This window comes from Nocardia carnea, assembly GCF_029868325.1.
Lineage (GTDB): Bacteria > Actinomycetota > Actinomycetes > Mycobacteriales > Mycobacteriaceae > Nocardia > Nocardia carnea_C.
Window position 1 is genome coordinate 1 of record NZ_JARWNW010000234.1, and the last position, 18,360, is coordinate 18,360.

Annotated in this window: 16 protein-coding genes and 2 pseudogenes; 12 read left to right on the forward strand and 6 right to left on the reverse strand. The window is 63.1% G+C overall.

Annotated elements, in window-relative coordinates; translation table 11 throughout:
- The 8 genes and pseudogenes from QH196_RS19655 to QH196_RS19690 all read left to right on the forward strand — a co-directional run.
- Positions 1–141: pseudogene (locus QH196_RS19655) on the forward strand (ketol-acid reductoisomerase); the annotation flags it as partial.
- An 18-nt stretch (positions 142–159) separates the two neighbouring features.
- Positions 160–915 carry an SDR family NAD(P)-dependent oxidoreductase gene (locus QH196_RS19660; RefSeq protein WP_280417271.1) on the forward strand — a complete coding sequence of 252 codons (756 nt, stop codon included), beginning with the start codon at positions 160–162 and terminating at the stop codon, positions 913–915.
- 87 nt (positions 916–1,002) lie between these two features.
- Positions 1,003–1,815, forward strand: coding sequence for an alpha/beta fold hydrolase (locus QH196_RS19665; RefSeq protein ID WP_280417272.1), 813 nt, complete (start codon positions 1,003–1,005; stop codon positions 1,813–1,815).
- Positions 1,816–1,850: 35 nt separating this feature from the next.
- The gene (locus QH196_RS19670) at positions 1,851–2,630 is read left to right on the forward strand and encodes an HpcH/HpaI aldolase family protein (RefSeq protein ID WP_280417273.1); all 780 of its coding nucleotides are present in this window, start codon (positions 1,851–1,853) and stop codon (positions 2,628–2,630) included.
- Between the two features lie 243 nt (positions 2,631–2,873).
- Positions 2,874–4,337: an APC family permease gene (locus tag QH196_RS19675; RefSeq protein WP_280417274.1), complete on the forward strand. Its 1,464-nt coding sequence runs from the start codon at positions 2,874–2,876 to the stop codon at positions 4,335–4,337.
- Positions 4,338–4,640: 303 nt separating this feature from the next.
- Positions 4,641–5,102 (forward strand): MmcQ/YjbR family DNA-binding protein, encoded by a 462-nt coding sequence (locus tag QH196_RS19680; RefSeq protein ID WP_280417275.1) that lies wholly within the window; start codon positions 4,641–4,643, stop codon positions 5,100–5,102.
- Positions 5,099–5,422, forward strand: a complete 324-nt coding sequence (locus tag QH196_RS19685) for a DMT family transporter (protein ID WP_280417276.1) — start codon at positions 5,099–5,101, stop codon at positions 5,420–5,422. The genes QH196_RS19680 and QH196_RS19685 overlap by 4 nt, the downstream gene beginning before the upstream one ends.
- 138 nt (positions 5,423–5,560) lie before the next feature.
- Positions 5,561–5,914 (forward strand): histone-like nucleoid-structuring protein Lsr2, encoded by a 354-nt coding sequence (locus QH196_RS19690; protein ID WP_280417277.1) that lies wholly within the window; start codon positions 5,561–5,563, stop codon positions 5,912–5,914.
- 275 nt (positions 5,915–6,189) lie between these two features.
- Here the strand turns inward: QH196_RS19690 and QH196_RS19695 are convergent, their stop codons facing one another.
- A complete protein-coding gene (locus QH196_RS19695) occupies positions 6,190–6,780 on the reverse strand; it encodes a TetR family transcriptional regulator (RefSeq protein WP_280417278.1) in 591 nt (196 codons plus the stop codon).
- A complete protein-coding gene (locus tag QH196_RS19700) occupies positions 6,777–8,765 on the reverse strand; it encodes an MFS transporter (protein ID WP_280417279.1) in 1,989 nt (662 codons plus the stop codon). Before QH196_RS19700 ends, QH196_RS19695 begins: the two co-directional genes overlap by 4 nt.
- 683 nt (positions 8,766–9,448) lie before the next feature.
- Here QH196_RS19700 and QH196_RS19705 point away from each other — a divergent pair.
- Positions 9,449–10,633 (forward strand): nuclear transport factor 2 family protein, encoded by a 1,185-nt coding sequence (locus QH196_RS19705; RefSeq protein ID WP_280417280.1) that lies wholly within the window; start codon positions 9,449–9,451, stop codon positions 10,631–10,633.
- A gap of 342 nt (positions 10,634–10,975) precedes the next feature.
- Here QH196_RS19705 and fdhD read toward each other — a convergent pair whose 3' ends face one another.
- From fdhD to QH196_RS19720, 3 genes and pseudogenes are all read right to left on the reverse strand, one after another.
- Complete coding sequence (gene fdhD / locus QH196_RS19710; RefSeq protein ID WP_280417281.1) at positions 10,976–11,794, reverse strand: formate dehydrogenase accessory sulfurtransferase FdhD; 819 nt, start codon at positions 11,792–11,794, stop codon at positions 10,976–10,978.
- A complete protein-coding gene (locus tag QH196_RS19715) occupies positions 11,791–14,082 on the reverse strand; it encodes an FdhF/YdeP family oxidoreductase (RefSeq protein ID WP_280417282.1) in 2,292 nt (763 codons plus the stop codon). Before QH196_RS19715 ends, fdhD begins: the two co-directional genes overlap by 4 nt.
- A gap of 44 nt (positions 14,083–14,126) precedes the next feature.
- Positions 14,127–14,207 (reverse strand): annotated as a pseudogene (locus QH196_RS19720) (MBL fold metallo-hydrolase); the annotation flags it as partial.
- A 253-nt stretch (positions 14,208–14,460) separates the two neighbouring features.
- Here QH196_RS19720 and QH196_RS19725 point away from each other — a divergent pair.
- Complete coding sequence (locus tag QH196_RS19725; protein WP_432279517.1) at positions 14,461–15,747, forward strand: LuxR C-terminal-related transcriptional regulator; 1,287 nt, start codon at positions 14,461–14,463, stop codon at positions 15,745–15,747.
- 1,318 nt (positions 15,748–17,065) lie between these two features.
- Positions 17,066–17,263 (forward strand): hypothetical protein, encoded by a 198-nt coding sequence (locus QH196_RS19730; protein WP_280417283.1) that lies wholly within the window; start codon positions 17,066–17,068, stop codon positions 17,261–17,263.
- A 48-nt stretch (positions 17,264–17,311) separates the two neighbouring features.
- Here the strand turns inward: QH196_RS19730 and QH196_RS19735 are convergent, their stop codons facing one another.
- Positions 17,312–17,743 (reverse strand): hypothetical protein, encoded by a 432-nt coding sequence (locus QH196_RS19735; RefSeq protein ID WP_280417284.1) that lies wholly within the window; start codon positions 17,741–17,743, stop codon positions 17,312–17,314.
- Here QH196_RS19735 and QH196_RS32365 point away from each other — a divergent pair.
- Positions 17,661–17,933, forward strand: a complete 273-nt coding sequence (locus tag QH196_RS32365; RefSeq protein WP_348538090.1) for a hypothetical protein — start codon at positions 17,661–17,663, stop codon at positions 17,931–17,933. The two genes, QH196_RS19735 and QH196_RS32365, sit on opposite strands and share 83 nt — an antisense overlap.
- The last annotated feature ends 427 nt before the right edge of the window (positions 17,934–18,360 follow it).

An 18,360-nucleotide genomic window follows, 5' to 3' on the forward strand; every position in this document is an offset into this window, starting at 1 on the left:
CTGGTCGCCAATGTCGAGGGTGGCAACAAGGAGCTCGAGGGCCTGCGCAAGGCCAACGCCGAGCACCCGATCGAGGTCACCGGTAAGAAGCTGCGCGACCTGATGAGCTGGGTCGACCGGCCGATCACCGAAACCGCCTGAGCAGCAGAGAAAGAAGCAATGGATACTCGAGTAGCAATTGTCACCGGTGCGGGCTCCGGAATCGGTGCCGCTTGCGCAGAGGTTCTCGCAGACGCAGGCCACCACATCGTCGTCGCCGATCGCGATGTCTCGAGCGCAGAACAAGTTGCCTCTGCGCTGAACGCCCGATCTTACAGTGCCGAAGCGCAACATATCGATATCGGGAACAACGATTCGATTCAGACGGCTTTTGACGCTATCGCAACCAAGCATGGACGATGCGACATCCTTGTCAACAATGCCGGTATCTCACAGGTGCACGACATACTTACCTTCCCGGATGACGTGTGGGAACAGACGATCAACATCAACCTGACGGGAGCCTTCCGTTGCAGCCAACGTGCGGCGAAGATGATGGTCGAGCGCAGGTGGGGGCGAATCGTCAATATCAGTTCCATCAGCGGAATCCGAGCGGGTGTCGGTCGAACCGCATACGGATCGGCTAAAGCCGGCGTCGATGCTTTGACTCGCCAATTTGCCGTCGAACTCGGGCATGCGGGTATCACGGCAAATGCTATCGCCCCCGGACCCATCGAAACTCCTCTTGCCCATGTAACTCACAGTGAAGAAACTCGAAAGTCCTACTACAGCCACATTCCGCTGCGGCGGTATGGAAACGCCGATGAGGTAGCTTTCGCTGTCGGCTTCCTTGCATCGGAACGTGCCGGATACATTACCGGGCACACTCTCCCTGTTGACGGAGGGTTCGTAGCGGCAGGTCTCTTGGAGAGATAGCAGCGGAGTTATCTAACAGCAATATGCACGATGCCGCGGCATCGCAGAAAAAATCGATCGATTACGGGTTCTCTTGAAGGAGTTGAAGTGTCCGGACAAGGGTTGTCTTTTCTTACCTCGGACGATGTAGAACTGATCTACGACGATGAGGGTTCGGGGCGCACATTCCTTTTCCTGCATGGCTACAGTTGCCGGCGTGGGCACTGGGAATACCAACGTGAGGCTCTTCTGGCCGGCGGTCATCGAGTAATAGCACTCGATCTGAGGGGGCACGGTGACTCCCAGAAGCCCCAGCATGGCCAGACACTAGCCCGAATGGGACAGGATGTACGTGAACTGATCGAGGGACTCGGTCTCGAACAGACTTGCTTGGTAGCGCACTCGATGGGAGTGTCGGTATCGCTCGCAATGTTCATGATCTCCGGATTCGAGGGGATCGAGCGCTTCGTTAATATAGACCAGACACCCAAGATCATCAATGACGAGGGCTGGCACTGGGGTATCAAGGGTGTGAGCTGGGAAAACTTCTACGACTGTGTAAATTTCCGCATCAAATGGAGCGATGAAGAGCAAGAGCCGTCGCTACCGCCGGGCTCGGCAATGGCGGAAGAGCATTGGGCCAGCTTCGATCATGCCGCTGTATCCAAGCTGTTCCTCAACCACTTCGTATCCGATTGGCGCGACATTCTACCGAGAATTTCGGTTCCGACCTGGGTCGTGACCTCTCGTTTCACCAGCTATTACGATAGCGATCATCCGGAAGGAATGGAGTGGATCGCCAAACAGATACCGGACTCCCGGTTGACAATTTTCGAGCACAGCGGCCATCAACCTCACGTTAGTGAGGCGGCCGAGTTCAACCGAAAATTGCTCGAATTCTGCGCTGTCACGAATAAGTGACTCCCGACGCTAAATCTCATCGAAGGACGATTACCGTGAACAAAGCACTACGTGCCTCACTTGCAAAAAATGAACCCGCATACGGTATGTGGGTGACCTCCGAAGCCGCCGCTGTAACCGAGGTTGCTGCAATTCTGGGATTGGACTGGATTTGTATCGACATGGAGCATGGATACCTGGATTATCGCGACATACAGGGGCATCTTACGGCTGCCCGCGGTACCCAGCTATCTGTGTTCGTAAGGCCACCTACTCAGGACCTCGAACCGATCAAGCGAGCGCTTGATGTCGGCGCCCACGGTCTGATCGTCCCGCTCATCAACAACGTCCGCGAGGTCGAAAACGTCAGGAACCACATCTATTACCCCCCGATCGGCCGACGCGGCATCGGCGGTGAACGCAGTGTCACCTGGGGGCTAGAGCTCGAAAGCTACGTCAAGTCCGCCAACGACGAACTCATGTTCGTACCGATGATCGAGACTCAAGAAGCTTACGACAACCTCGACTCCATCTTGTCGGTCGATAAAATCGAGGCAATTTTCCTCGGACCCGGAGATATGTCCGCCAGCCGAGGGGCCGTCGGTGAATGGGAAGGGCCGGGTGTCGCCGAAATCAATCTCGACATCCTGAAACGTGCCGAAGCCCGCGGTATTCACGCCGGCATCGTCGCGCGCAGCACCGAAGAAGCTATTGCTCGACGGGACCAAGGATTCCGTATGGTTTCGCTGGGTTCCGACATCGGTCTCATGATCCGACAAATTCGATCAATGGCCACCCAGCTCGGACGCGAGCCACGACTACACAGCTGGTTCTGATTCCTGTCTCTTACTATCACTACCTCGGCTTCTGCGCCGGCATCGGCTACTGAGGCATGAGACGCGGGCCGGGCTGCGGTACACGTTGCGCCAGCCCAGCCCGCCCAACTATCGCTCAGCACTCGTCTACACGAGTGGACTTGATCCCAGCACTGAGCCTCTTCGAAACGACTTCTCACACCGGAAGGCCTACGTCCCGGATCTCGTATCTCCATTGACCGAGGACGCGGCCGAAAGGGAGCTATGGTGACCGACAAGACGGCGAGCACCAACGCCGGAAAACCCCTTCTCGAAGACAAAGTTCCCAAGCTGCAGGGTGACCTCGGTGGCCTCGGACTTTTCTTCACCGTGATGGCGTTCAACGCCCCGCTGGTCATAGTGATCGGCGTGATCCCCCTGATGATCGCCCTGGGCAACGGGATCGGCGCCCCGGTGCTGGTCGTCGTCTGCGGCCTGATCGTAGCTGCCTTTGCCACCGGCTTCCTGCGCATGTCCGATGTGTTGCAACGTCCCGGCGCGTTCTATGCCTACGTCACCGCCGGGCTCGGCAAACCCCTGGGCCTGGGCGCAGGCCTCTCGATGCTGCTGGCGTACTTCTGCCTTTGCGCAGGGTACCTGGCTTTCGGAGGCGTCGTGCTGAGCTCGCTGATCTCCACCACCTTCCACGGTCCACAGCTGCCGTGGTACGTCTGCGCCTTGGCGTTCTGGCTGGTCGTCGCGGTGTTGGGCTATCTGCGTGTCGATCTGTCCGCCAAGGTCACTGCGGTTGTCCTGGTTGGCGAGCTGATCGTTGTGTTCATCTACGATGCGGTGATCTTCGCCCGCGGTGGGGCCGACGGTCTCAGCGCGGCCCCGTTCGACCCGGTCAACTGGTTCGGTGGATCGATCGCAGTCGGACTGCTGCTGGCCAGCGGCATATTTGGCGGTTACGAAGTGACTGTGCTGTTCCGCGACGAGGTGCGCGACCCTGCCAAGACGATCCCGCGCGCGACCTACGGACTCATCGCGTGCGTGGTCCTCCTCTACGTCGTCACCACCTGGCTGTTCCTCAATGCCCTCGGCATCGATGAGGCCGTATCGACCGTCACCGCCGACCCGACCGCCGCCATGGATTCGTCCCTGGTCACCTTCGGTGGCCACCTTCTGCTCGACACTGCCACCGTGCTCGTCAACACCAGCGTGCTGGCTGTACTCGTCTGTGGCCACAATGTCGGCGCCCGGTACCTGTTCAACCTCGGCGCCGACGGCGTGTTCCCCCGCATAGTCAGCCGCGTGCACAGCCGTCATGGTTCTCCCCATATCGCCTCGATCGCCATGAGCGCGGCGGCACTGGTTGTCAACCTCGTCGTGGTCCTGCTGGGCATCGACGCACTGGCCTTCTACGCAGCGATACTAGGCATCGCGGCGCTCATCGGCATCACCGTGCAGTTCCTCACCGCCGTCGCGATCCCGATCTACCTGCGCAGTACCGGTAATCACACCGGACACATGCTGAGGTCGATCGTTCTACCCCTGATGGCGGCGGCGGGTTTCGGAGCGATCATGGTGGTGTCGATCCTCAACTTTCCGATCCTGACCGGAGGATCGCAGACAGTGTCCAACGTGCTGCTCGTGTTCGTCTACGGCATCTTCTTCTTCGGGGTCGCACTGGCATCGGTGTTGCGACGCCGACGCCCGGAGGTCTACCAGCGGATCGGCCGACAATGACCGTTTCACCCATCACCCCATGGTTCGACAACGGCATCGAACCTCTTGAGCCCGAGCATGTGACGCGACTACTCGCCTCTTTATCGCCGTCCTGGCACGAGCTCCCGACGCACATCGTGCGACGGTTGCTAATCGATCACGTGTCGGTCGACTGGCGGGACGTGCACCGCGCAGTCAAGTACCCACCTGTGGTGGTCGGGCAGTATTCCCCTTCTACGAACTCGACGAAATGTGCTGGTTTACCGATACCGTTCCCGAGGGCTGGGCGAACCATGGCCCAAGAACAGCGGGCGAAACCCGCACATGAACGAATACGAGGACTTCAACGCCCAACTGCTGAAGTTCGTCGCCCAGAAATCACACTTCACAAAGGCAGGCATGAACGGCACCACTGTCCAACAGTACGGCGGCGCATGGATACCGCGGTTACCCGGCGATCGACTGGACCACCCGTTCGTGCCGGGTCGGGAGGCTTACAAGGTCGGCAGCAAGATGTTTATGTTGTCGACCGAAGTCACCGGCCTACCGATAAGGATCCTCGGGACCGAGCATGCCGACGGGCAGGCACAGCGCAGAGCGCACGCCGAGAACGCCGCAAGCCGTCACATGGACAAGCGGCACTCGATCACCCCGGCAGTCACCGAGTCGACCGATCCAGCGCTGGCCGACGATCCGATCGGCGAACCGTACCTGCTCCCTGCCGGCGATCTCCGCCAGCAGGGTTACCCCGTGGATCCCGACATACTCGCCAAGGACTGGTCATGACGTATCTCCTCCTGGCAATTGCCATCGTGATCGAGCTGGTGGCCACAACCTTGATCAAGTACACCGAGGGTTTCACCCGCTTGTGGCCCACTGTCATCTGTCTGGCCTGCTACGCTGCGTCCTTTTTCGCCCTCGCTCAAACCATCAACCGCGGAATGGAAGTGGGTGTCGCCTACGCTCTGTGGGGAGCTATCGGGACCGCGGCCATCGCCACCATCGGCGTCCTCTACCTCGGCGACAGCTTCTCCACCGCCAAGGTTTTGGGAATCGGTTTCGTCATCATCGGCGTCGTCACGCTGAACCTTGGCGGCGCACATTGAGCGACCCTTCGCCATCACTCTCTGGTGGGGAAGGCGGAGCCAGTGTGCCCGGGGTCTGTCCAGTTTCAGGTTCACAGGCCCTGCTAGGGTGCCGCCTGAGGTTTGGGTCGAGCAGGGCTTGGTCAGCGGAGGTGTGGTGTGGCGCGCAAGGTTGTTGTCACTGTGATCGACGATGTGGACGGTGTATCGGCCGCGGCCGAGACTATCTCGTTCAGCATCGACGGTGCAGTGTATGAGATCGATCTGTCGGAATCGAACGCGCGGGAGTTGCGTGCTGGTGTGGATAAGTGGATCCCGTTTGCGCGCAAGCTCGGTGGACGGGGGCGGACGACCGCAGCTGATGTAGGCCGGCGTCAGGACGCGAGAGCGGTGCGTGAATGGGCGCGCCGCAACGGCCATGATGTTCCTGACCGTGGCCGGATTCCTTCCTCCATTCTCGATGCTTATCAGGCTGCAAACGGTTATGCTCGAAGCAGCCACCTGCCCATTTAGCGCCGTGGGCACCTCGCCGGACTACCAGCAAACTGAACAGTCCTGGAACACGAGGGGCGCGCAAACCCTGAAGCTTTGCTAAATACTGGTGCGCAGATAGGCTGCCCGGATGAGGATCTATTACCTCTGAGCAAGTCTGGTGTAAGTGGAGAGATCGACACCGGTCTTGCCGCAGAGGGGCATGGTGGCGATTAACCGGGCATACATCGGCCGTGACCCAAGAGGTGCAGGGAGGCGGCTGTTGAGTTCGCGGGCTCGGAGTGGGGCTGGGGTGGTCACAGGCTGCCCGAGACGTGGTCGTCACGGATGCTCGTATCCGCTGGTGTGCTCGTGTGGTGGTCTCCGTCGAGTAGCTTCTGGACGATATCGCCGAAGCGTTCCAGCACCTGTTCGGGGTGGGCGCCGGACTGGGGGGCTTCGAAGATTCGCAGGGTGGCGGCGAGACCCATCAGCGCCCCTACTGCCAGCTCGGCCCGCAGTCCGGCGTCGTCATCGCCACCGAGTCGTTCGGTCAGTGCGTCGAAGTATCCGCTGGTGAACTTTTCCTGGATCGTTGCGGGGTCGGGGGCGGTGAGTCGCAGCATGATCGCGCGCCCGAGGGGCTCCACCGCGTTTGCGTGCATGCGTTCGATGATGTGCTGGACCAGGGTGCGGCCGAGTGCGTCGTCCGGAATTCCGGCGAGTTCGAGGGGCTGCACCTCGGCCACCTCGTGGAAGAGTTTCTCCTTGCTTCCCACCACTTTCATCACCATTGCGGGCGACAGATCCGCGGCCAGCGCGATGTCGCGGATGGTCACGTGGCGGTATCCGCGCTCAGCGAACAATTTCGCCGCGGCCGCCAGCGCGGCATCCCTGGCCCGGGTCACCGCGCGGCAGCCGTGTCGGAGTGCGGTGTGGCCGGCGTTCGCGCGCAGGGTTTTGCGAGCTCGAGATCGACATGACGAGCCGAGCCCCAAATCGTGATTGCCTGTGCCGTGGACGAGGAACTCGTGAAGGCGGTGATGATGTATCTCCCGTTCTGCGGCAGCGGCAATTGGTAGTCGCCGATCGCGCCGGTCGTGGTCGTCGCGACGGCTTCGCCTGTCTGCCGGGTGAGTACCATGTGGACACCTTCCACCGGTCCGCTCGCATCGATCACTGTGCCCGCCATCATCAACCGTTCCTTCAGTACGATCGCATCGATTCTGCCATCGGCCTCGATGTTCACCAGGCGGGAGTCCGGTGTCCAGCCCTCGGCCGCGGTGACCAACAGGTAGCGGCCCGGTCCGGGGACGGCGATCGAGAAATGGCCCGCGGAGTCCACTTGGCTCCAATCGACGTGGTCCGCGGAGGGTGTGAACATTGTGACGACCGCGTGAGCGATCGGGCGCTTCGATGGGCCGAGTACTTTCCCGCCGGCCACGGCCTCGTGCGGATGCGTGGATTTGTCGAGTTCTTCGGTGCTCTCGTCCGGAGTGTCCCGGAGCCTGGTCATGGCCCATGCGATGACCGCCGTGACGAAGCAGGCACCCGCGGAAATCCAGAACAGCACGGCGAAGGCGTCGAAGGAGGGAAAGATCTCGTCGGCGACTCGGAGTGTGCTCATGGTCGCCACCGCGGCCATGACCGCGCTGGACAGGGCCGTGCCGATGTATCGCAGCAGGGTGTTCAGTCCGTTCGCGGACGCCGATTCCGTCAGCGGAACGGCGCGCATGATCAACGTGGGCAGGGCGGCGTAAGTCATCGAGGTCCCGGCGGCCACCAGTACCGAGCCGACGACTATCTGCCAGAGTTCATGACTGAAATACACGCGAGCTACATACGAACCCGCCATGACGAGCGTTCCGGTGAGCAATGTTGCCACCGGGCCGTACCGGCGGATGATCCGCGCGGACACCGGCGCCATCGTGCCGAAGATCAACGCGATCGGCGCCATCCACAGCCCGGTGCTCGAGATGTCGTATCCGAGCCCGTACCCCGTACTGACCGGCAGTTGCAGCAACTGGGTGGTGACGAGCATATTCGCGAACATGGCGAAGCCCAGCAGCAGTGAAGCGGTATTCGCCAGCAGAACAGCGGGGCGAGCGGCGATCCGGACATTGACGAGTGGGTTGCGGGCCCGGAGTTCCAGCGGCACCCAGGCGATCAACAGAACTGCGCCTGTGCTGGCCAGGGCAAGGGTGGTACCCGAGGTCCAGCCCCACTGTGCTCCTTTGGACAACGCGAGCATCACTGCTGTCAGGGCAACCGACCCGATGACTGCGCCGCGATAGTCGAACGACCCGCCGGTCTTGACCGGCGACTCGCGGATCACCCGCCAGACCGCGGCGAGAACGACAACTCCCACCACACCGGTCACCCAGAAGATGGCGTGCCAGTCCAGATGCGCGGCTATCAGGCCGGACAGGGGGAGCCCCGCGCCGGAACCGATCGCCAGGCTGGCACTCATCAGCGCCACCCCGAGCGGCATCCGGTCGCGCGGCAGCTCGTCCCGCAGAATTGCGATGCCTACGGGTATGAGGGAAAGTCCTACGCCCTGCAAGGCACGAGCGACGATGATGAGGATGAGGTCGGTGCTCACCGCGCCGAGGACCGAGCCGAGCACCATGACGATCAGCGCGACCATCATCATCCGCTTCTTGCCGAACATATCGGCGAGCCTGGTGACGGTGGGAATCGAGACCGCACCGAAGAGCAGGGTCGCGGTCACCAGCCAGGATGCGTTGTCGGCGGTGGTGCTCAGGAGGCCGGGAAGCTCGGGAAGGAGCGGGAGGACGAGTGTTTGCTGGAGGGAGACGACGGTGCCGGTGAGTGCCAAGGTCGCCATCACGGTCCAGCTCCGTAAGCCTTCGAAGCGGTCTCGAGCGCTCACACAGGAACCCTTTCGTCCGGGGTGAACAAGTGTTCACCCCGGATCAGTGAACCAGTGTTCACCACGTTGAGTCGAGCGCCCGCCGAAGATTGTGACCAATGTAATTTCGGCTGTACCGGGCCAACGGTCGATTGGGTAACTGCGCGTGAGGCGGGTTGGAGGCGGCCGAAGCTTGCCGGTTGGGTAGAGGTCGCCGACGGCTCCGACCGGTCGAGGAGCTCTGGTGCCGTGTGTCGAATACTGCAGCGTCGGCCCGCGTCATGAACCGTTGATGCGCGGTCGGAACGCTCACCCGAACGATTGCGGCGGATGCCGCCATTCGCGCCCGCCGGTAAAGGTGAACATCACTGCGTGAACACTGCCCGCTCGTCAACCGGAGTGGCCCCGCCGCCCTGTCGACTGGGTGTGACTTTGAGTAGTAACGGTTTCACGATGTCCCACAACGCATCGGGGACTAGCTTGAAATTTAGCGTCTGATCTGGGTTTTGTTGACTTTCTGCGGGGCCTTGGCCCCGCGGGTTTGGAGGGCTTCGGGACGCTTCCGGTCTCGGTGTGCACGTTGTAGCCGGAGCTGTCCGCTGGTTTTGGTGGCCTGCTGGTCGGCCGGGTCCGGGGCGGAAGGGGGCAGGCGATCCCGTTCCGCGGCGATTTCGGATGGGACCTGATCGGGGGCGTTGCCGGAGATGTTCCAGATCGCGTACCGGGCCCTCACCACCGGACTGAACCTCGGGCCGGGTCAGACCCTGCTGATCCGCGGCGGAACCTCCGGTGTTCGCCGGTCCGCCGCGAGGCTGGCACAGGACCGCAGTGCGTCCGTGATCTCCATCACCCGGGATCCGCTCAAGAAGGCCTGTTGCGTGGACACGGTGCCGATCACGTGGTCATCGACCGCCGATGCTGTCCGCGATGTCGTCGCGGAAGATGGCGTGGACGCGGCCCTCGAACTTGTCGGCCTGGATGTCCTCGCCGACACGCTGCGGACTGTACGCCGCGGCGGTACTGCGTACTTCGCCGGGGCACTGGACGGGGCGTGGACGCTTCACGAGTTCTCTGCCTTCGAATTCATCCCCACCGGCGTCCGTCTGACCACCTACAGTGGCGAAGCGTCCGACCTGCCCGCACGTGTTTTCTTGGATCAGCTGGAGAGATCGCGGCAGGGCGAGCCCGCCCTGCCATCGCCAAGCTGTACCACGGTCTCGCGCAGGCAGCCAGGCGCAGGGCGATCTGGAATCCGGGCACACCCAGGCAAGCGCGTGGTCGTCACCTGGTCGCCGCAGCCACCGGCGATGTCCGCAAGTGACCACATCCTGTCCGCGAGGGAGCGGCCGGTCCCGCCACCCGACGGTGAGGATGGGATAGCACGCAGCGTCGGCGGTGATCAACCGGCGGTCGACCCGTGCGCCCGCATACGAGAGGAGTACGCCATGAGCGTCAGCACGGAACAGTACAGCGAAGAAGTCCAGAAGCTCATCGAGTTCGAGCAGGCGATCCAGTGGCAGTGGAGCACCGGCGACCCGACCGGATACATCGAGGCTCTCGCGGAGGAGGTCACCTACTTCGATCCGATCGCCGAGTACCTCATCGTCGGTCGTGACGCGCTGGTCGAGCACTGGAAGCGCATCTCCGGAGATCCGGGGATCACGCGGCAGGAGTACCTGAATGAGGTCGCCCACGCGAACGAGGCAGGCGATGAAGTCGTGCTCGCGTATAACTTCAATACCTACCAGAAGGACGACAACGGCGCCGAGAAGCTGTTCCTGTCCTGGAACATCTCGATCGTGTTCCGGAAGATCGAGGGAGAGTGGAAGATCATCCACGGCAACTGGGCGCAGCGCCGGACATTCAACCTGGATGCACTCTCTGAGTAAAGCTGCGGCGGTTCTGTGCCGAGTCGTTGCATGGGCACATAACCGCCAAATCTCCAACGTCACATGCAGATGAGCGGCAATCGCCGCGGCCGTCCGGAACTCCTCGAGCGCCGCCGCAGTCTCGGAGAGGATCTCATCGGAGAAGTCGACGTCGCTGACGGCTCGCGCCATCGCAATGGCGCCGACCAGCGCGCTGCACACCAAGCAGGCGCGACGTCGATTGGAGATTTCACTGGTCACAAACGCCGCCGCGCGAATGACCCGCCACGTACTGGCTTTTGCTGAGCTCGCGCGGGAACTGCTGCGGGTCGGGCCCCGCCTCGGGCCGCGGTGGATGCCGTGTCATCCCGCGAAGTCGATACGCTGCGCTTCGGTGTAGATGTTCATCGTGTCCCCGCGCAGGAAACCGACGAGCGTGAGGCCGGCTTCGGCGGCCAGATCCACCGCGAGTGAACTAGGGGCCGAGACTGCCGCCAACATCGGGATGCCGACCATCACTGCCTTCTGTACCAGCTCGAACGAGGCACGGCTGCTGACAACGAGCACGAGATCCGCGGCGGGAATCCGGTGGTTGCGCACCGCCCAGCCGAGAACCTTGTCGACCGCATTGTGGCGGCCCACGTCCTCGCGCACCACGACCGCGGTCCCGTCGCAGGTGAATAGGCCCGCCGCGTGCACACCCCCGGTGACGGCGAAGGCCGCCTGCCGCGATCGGAGTTCATCGGGCAACGCGGACAGGGTCGGTGCGTCGATCGTCAACGCGCTGTCGGCGGGCCGGAATCTGGTGCGGGACCGTACCTCGTCGACTGAGGTCTTCCCGCACACGCCGCACGCGCCGCTGATGACAAACCGCCGCATCGGCAGTACGGTGGGTGCCCGCAACCGGATATCCAGGACGTTGTGGGTATTGTGGCCCTCTGCGTCGGTGCCGGCGCAGTAGCGTGCGGAGACGATGTCATCGGCCGATTCGATGATGTTCTCGCCGAACAGGAAGCCGTGGGCGAGGTCGATGTCATTGCCGGGTGTTCGCATGGTGACAGCGAGCGATTCACCCTCGATCCGTATTTCGAGTGGCTCTTCGACAGCGAGCGTGTCGGGGCGGCGGATCTCGCCCTCAGTGGTCACTCGTACCATCTTGCGGCGGGTGGTAACTCGGCTCATTTTCGTTCGAGCCGGATCGTGACCGCCTTGGACACCGGGGTGTTGGACCGTTCTGCGACGTGGTCCAGCGGAACCAAGGGGTTGGTCTCGGGATAGTAGGCGGCGGCGTTGCCTCGCGGGGTGGAGTAAGGGACCAGCCGGAAATCGGTGACCCGCCGTTCGGTGCCGTCGGTCCACTCCGACACCAGGTCCACGAGGTCGTCCGGGTGGAATCCGAGGGCGGCAATATCGTCGGGGTGTACCAGAACCACCTTGCGCCCGTGGTGGATTCCGCGATAGCGGTCGTCGAGCCCATAGATGGTTGTGTTGTATTGGTCGTGGCTGCGCAAGGTCTGCAAGATCAACCTGCCTTCAGGGACCTGCAGCCACCGTAGGTTGTTGATCGCGAAGTTGGCTTTGCCGGTGGTGGTGTGGAATTCGCGGTGGTCGCGGGGCGGGTGCGGCAGCTGGAACCCGTCACGGTGCCGGACTCGGCGGTTGTAGTCGGTGCAACCCGGCACCACCTGGGCGATGGCGTCGCGTATGAAGTCGTAGTTGCTGCGAAACCGTGCCCAGGGTACGGGATGATCTTGGCCGAAGAGTTCTTGGGCGAGCTCGCAGACGATGGCCACCTCACTGCGCAGGTGCTCGCTGGCCGGCCGCAGCCGTCCGGTGGACAGATGCACCATCGACATCGAATCCTCCACCGATACCTGGTTTTTGCGCCCGGTGGGCGACAGATCGAGGTCGGTGCGACCGAGCGTGGGCAGGATGAGCGCGGTGGCACCGTGCACCACATGACTGCGGTTGAGTTTCGTCGAGACGTGGACGGTGAGCGCACACCGGCGTAGCGCCGCCTCGGTGGTCCCGGTATCGGGAGCGGCGGAGACGAAGTTGCCGCCCATACCGAAGAACACTGTGGCCCGGCCGTCGCGCATGGCACGCACGGCGTCGACCGCATCGTAGCCGTGTTGGCGAGGGGAGGTGATCCCGAACTCGGAATCCAATGCGGCAAGGAAGTTTTCGGGCATCTTCTCCCAAATGCCCATGGTGCGGTCACCCTGCACGTTCGAGTGACCGCGCACCGGGCACACACCCGCACCCGGCTTGCCGATCATGCCGCGCAGCAACAGCAGGTTGGTGCCCTCCTCGATGGTGGCGACGCCGTGGCGCTGCTGGGTCAAGCCCATCGCCCAGCACAGAATGGTTGCCTTCGATCCCGCCAGCAGGGCGGCGGTGCGCTCGAGCTGATCGCGTGTGAGTCCGGTGGCTTCCTGGACGACGTCGAGATCCACTGCGCGTGTGTGGCGTTCGTAGTCGTCGAAGCCGGACGTCAAGGTGGTGGTGAACTCGCGGTCGATCACAGTGCCCGGTGCCCGGTCCTCGGCTTCGAACAGCAATTTGCCGAGCCCTTGGAACAATGCCATGTCACCGCCGAGCCGGATCTGGAGGAACTCGTCGGCGATCTGGACCCCGGTGGTTAGTCCGGTGATGGTCTGGGGATCACGGAAGCCGAGCAACCCCGTTTCCGGGAGCGGATTGACGGCGATGATCTTTGCGCCCGAGGCCTTGGCTTTCTGGAGGGCCGAGAGCATGCGCGGGTGATTGGTGCCGGGGTTCTGCCCGGCGACCACGATCACGTCGGCCAGTTCGAAGTCCTCGATCGTCACCGAACCCTTGCCGATGCCGATGGAGCCGGTCAGTGCGGTGCCGGAGGATTCGTGGCACATGTTCGAACAGTCCGGCAGATTGTTGGTGCCGAAAGAACGGACGAGCAGTTGGTAGAGGAACGCGGTCTCGTTGGCGGTGCGTCCTGAGGTATAGAACAGCGCCTCGTCGGGCGAGTCCAGACCGCGCAGGGTGGACGCGACCAATGCGTAGGCCGCGGGCCAGTCGATGGGGGAGTAGTGGGTGTCGCCCGGGCGCAGGACCATCGGGTGTGTCAGCCGCCCCTGCTGACCGAGCCAGTACCCTGACTTGTCCTCGAGATCGCTGATCGAATGTTCAGCAAAGAACTCGGGCCCAACGGTGCGCAACGTCGCCTCGTCCGCGACAGCTTTCGCGCCGTTCTCACAGAATTCGGCGAGTCGGCGGTGCCCGGTCGGCTCCGGCCATGCACAGCCGGGGCAGTCGAAGCCGTGCCGCTGGTTCACACGGGTCAGGGTGCGCGCCGTCCGGAGCACACCCATCTCTGCGACCGCGTGGTTCAGCGCCACGGCGACCGCTGTGACCCCTGCCGCCTGGGTCTTCGCGGCAGAGGTCGACAGATCGGACTCGTCGGCGTCTCGAATCGGAGCGTGGTGGTGCATGGCGAAGAATCACTCTCTGTTTCAGCAAATGGAGGGCGTTCGGATCAGTATCCGCGACGGATCCACTCCTCCAGGTGGGGTGCTTCGGCCTCGATCGTTGTGCCGTCGCCGTGACCGGTATACATCGGGAATGACGATGTCTGCCAGCTCGACCGGAGAACCAGGCTTCCTGGCAATGATTCCGCGAACTTGCTGTGGCATGAGATCGATCCTCCCAAGGCTGATGAGCGGACAGCGATGCGTAGTGCGAACACTGCGCAACGACGCTAGCCCGATGGTCGAGCCGAAGAATCTGGCCAGAAGGCGGGCAAAACCTATCCATCGGAGGAGTTCCGGTTGGTCGACGCTGCATGGCCCGTGCGTCTTACACTCGGCGGTGTGAGCGGCCAAGCAAGATGCCAGTCGGAGGAGCAAACACTGCGGAGTCTGCGGGACGTGGTCGACGGCCCGCTGGTGGAGATCGCGCTGCGGCTGTCGCGGTGTCTGGGCGAGCGCTGGCCACATCTGGCGCTGGTGATCTTCACTCGGGAATGTAGCGGTCGTCCGCGCAAAGTCGCCGGACCGGCCGAGATCGTCGATCGGATCGCCATCGCGGAACTCGAGGAGCTCAAGGCGACTGTCGAGCCGGGCGATTCTCGCGCGGACGACGTGGTGCTCGCTGGTACGCAGCGGTGGGTGTGGGCGGTGCGTGACCGCTGCGACACGCTGCTGGTGTTGATGCCACGCCAGCGAGAACCGGTGCCGCATCGGGAAGAACTCGTGGCTGTTTTCGGGATGGTGGCGACATCGATCAGTCAGCAGGTGGCACAAGCCAGTCCCGACTATCTCGCGGAGTCGCGGGCAGCTTCGACTGCCAGAGCGCGGGCTATCAGCGAGCTGACTGCATCACACGAGGCGGTGCTCGCGGGTCTGCTGGTCACGCTGCGCGCGCCCGGTCTCAACGATGCTGGGGCCAGAGCCGCGGCGACCTCGGCGGCGTCGAAGGCGTTGATCGCCCTGCGCTCCGGTGAAGCCACCGATCGTGCGCTGTCGGAGGAACCACCGGTGGCGGCGTTCGAGCGGCTACACCGCGAGCTCGAGCCGCTGTTGCACAGGCGGGCGATCATCGCGGAGTTCGAGGCCCCGATCGTCGACGGGCGGCGACTACCAGGCGAGGTTGCCCATGGGGCCCGTGCCATGACGCAATCGGTGGTGTTGGTCTTCATGGCACAATCCGACCTCGACCGCCTCCGCATCGCCTGGACGTCCGACTCGGACTGGCTTGTTATCGACATTCGTGACACTGCCGCCGGCCGACTCGACAGCTCGGCGACGACCAGGAGTCTCGAAGGAAGGGCACGGACGCTGCGCGCGGAACTCGACATCGAGGTGGTGCCGGGCTGGGGGAGCAGGGTGCGGGTTCGGATCCCGCTCGACTCGCCTGTCGCCGCCAGTGAACGGGCGGAATTGAGTTCGCTGAACCGGCGCGAACGCGAAGTACTGGCACGTGTGGCCGCCGGAATGCGGAACAAAGCGATCGCGCAAGACCTCGGAATCGCCGAGAGCACAGCCAAGTTTCATGTTGCGGCCCTGTTGAAGAAGCTCGCTGTGTCTTCGCGGGGCGAAGCAGCCGTCATCGGAATGCGCGCCGGGCTCACGGCTACTTTCGACTCAACTCAGCCGTGACGGTTCAGGGCTAACATCTGAGGCCGAGCTAGACTCGGCCGCGGTCGGCGCGCCGATGCGCAGCGCGTACACGGCCAGGCCGCCGGCAACGAGGACCACCGACATCAGCAGCTACACCTTCGGGGCACCAGCCTAAAGACAGGAGGCGACCGACCAGAATCGGCGAGAGGATGGCGCCGACTCGGCCAATGCCCATTCCCATCCCACACCGGTGGCGCGCACCCCGGCCGGATAGACCGACGGGGTCAGTGCGCACAGACCGGTGATCGAGCCATTGGCGAAGAGCCTCGAAAAGTTTGAGGCCGAACGCGACTGCGAGGAAAGACGCATTCACCCGCTGCGATCAGATCGCGTTCGAGCCGTCTGTTCACGTGCCTGGCAGTCTTCCATAGTCCACAACCCTGACCGGTTCCTGTTGTATCTGAGCCCATTTCATCAGCGCCAGGTGATCGCTGGTGCTCGCGCCGACAGCCACCGCCGATAGTCGGCGGCGGCACAGTCGGAGTCTCACAGTGGACGTGTGTCACATCTGCTATCAGCCCTCAGCGTTTCCCCTGTTGGGGGACCTGCCAGGCAGGAGCCCAACGATGGCTGTACGCGATGACCGGATGCAGCGCGGCGATGAGCTCGCGGCCCTGCGTGGTGAGGTTGTAGTGGACGGACACGGGGGTCGTGCGACCGTGCGTGACACCAGTCCTGCGTGCTCGAGTTCCTTCAGACGTTCCGAAAGTATGCGACCGGAGAGACCCTCCACCATCGCGAGCATCTCGCCCACCGGGTGGCGCCGTGTCCGAGGACAAGCAGAATCGCGCTGTTCCAGCGGCGTGCGACGAGTTCGATCGTCGCGCAGGTTGTGTGGCATTGCCGGTCGATGGCCGCAGCGTGGTTATGCGGGAGCTGGCCGGGCGGGTCGCGGTCCGGATGCTCGGGCGGTGGTCGGTGCGATTGTCGTGGCAGACCGCCGTGCGGGTACTGCTCGGCATCCCGCTGCCCGACCGCCGCTCCGCCACCTTGGAAACGTGGTTGCGGGCTCATCCAGGCCTCGAGTTCGTAGTGCGTGACGGGTCGACAACCTATGCCGAAGCCATCCGCCGGGGTCCCGACGGCGATCCAGATCACCGACCGCTGACACCTGTGGCACGACCTGGTGCGTGCATGGGAGAAGGTGGTCGCCGCCCACGTCCGCTGCGGGCCCTAAACGCCGGCAGCTGAACCGGGAAACCACTACCCTAGCCCGCTAGCACGTCATCCATAACCTTCTCGACCGCGGGTCGGACTCATGGATTGCGCCTGCCGGCTCAGCCTGGGCCTCCATACCGTGAAACTGTATGCCCGCGTCAGCGAACCCGAGAAGCTGCGCCGCCCGCCGCAATACCGGGCCGGTCGCGTCAACCCCTACCGTGATCACCTACGCGCCCGCCGCGCCACAGAACCTGGCGTCGCGGTCACTACCCTGCTGGCCGAGATCACCGCTCTCGGCTATACCGGTAGCCTGATCTCCTGCACAAGTACCTGAATCAGGGCCGCGCTGAGTCCGACCGGGTCTCGCCCTCGCCCCGGCGTCTCACTGCCTGGGTGGGTGGTCGGTCGAGACGGTCAACCGATTGTCCGGCGTCGAAGACGCGGTGGTGGTCAGCTGATACTGCGCCGGCCTGAAGCGCCGCGTCGCCCAGTAATACTCGAGGTGGGATTTCGGCCACATGGCGATCACTTTGCCATCGGCGTTGGTGTACCAACCGGGACAGTTGTCCGTGAATACGGTCTTGTCCAGACTGCATTGAAGCCAATCCTGGAATTCGCGGTACAGATCGTTGCGGATTTCCATCGCGATGATTCCGCGGTCGGCCTTGAACTCGATCGCCTGGCGTATATAGGCGGCCTGTCGCTCGAGTGAGAAAACGATCGTGTTCGTGATGCTGTTGGTGTTCGGCCCGAACATCAAGACCTTCCGCCGCCATGCCGACAAGGTGCTGCCCGACCGCGGCCAGGTGACCATGACCCAGCCGTTCCTGAAGGCCTACTCGGAACTGCAGCATGAACATGTTCGGAAAGCTGGTGGTCGTCATGCCCAGGTACGCGTGGGCGCCCTGTTCCCAATGGGATGGGTACGCAACTCGAGGCCGTCCGTCCGAGGATACGGATCGGGGCGAGGAATTCACTGGCTCGAAAGCCTGTACACCAGATGAGAACATCGGCGGCGACCTCGGTACCGTCTGGAGTGACACTCCGGACGGGGTGACGAGCTGCACGGCGGATCCGACGAGACGTACGTGCTTCTTGCCGAGCGTGCGATACCAGTCGTTGGACAGCAGTAGTCGGTTGCACAACATCTGGTAGCCGGGGATCGCGGCGGCCCGTTTGCCGGGGTCGGAGATATGGCGTCGGACCTTCAGCCTGACGATGTGTTCGTAAGCCCAGCGAACGGGCCGTAGTTTCCGGGTGACGAACGGCCAGCGAGCCTCGTAGGCGAGGAAGAGGAGATTGTGGTGGGTGATCGCGATGACATCGACCGGGACTTCGGTCCGGGGGAGTGCCCGGCGGTTGCGGATTCGCCACCCCGGGCGGTACCTACCGGGCTCGGAATCTCGTAGGCCGGCCCGGTAGGTCCGTGGA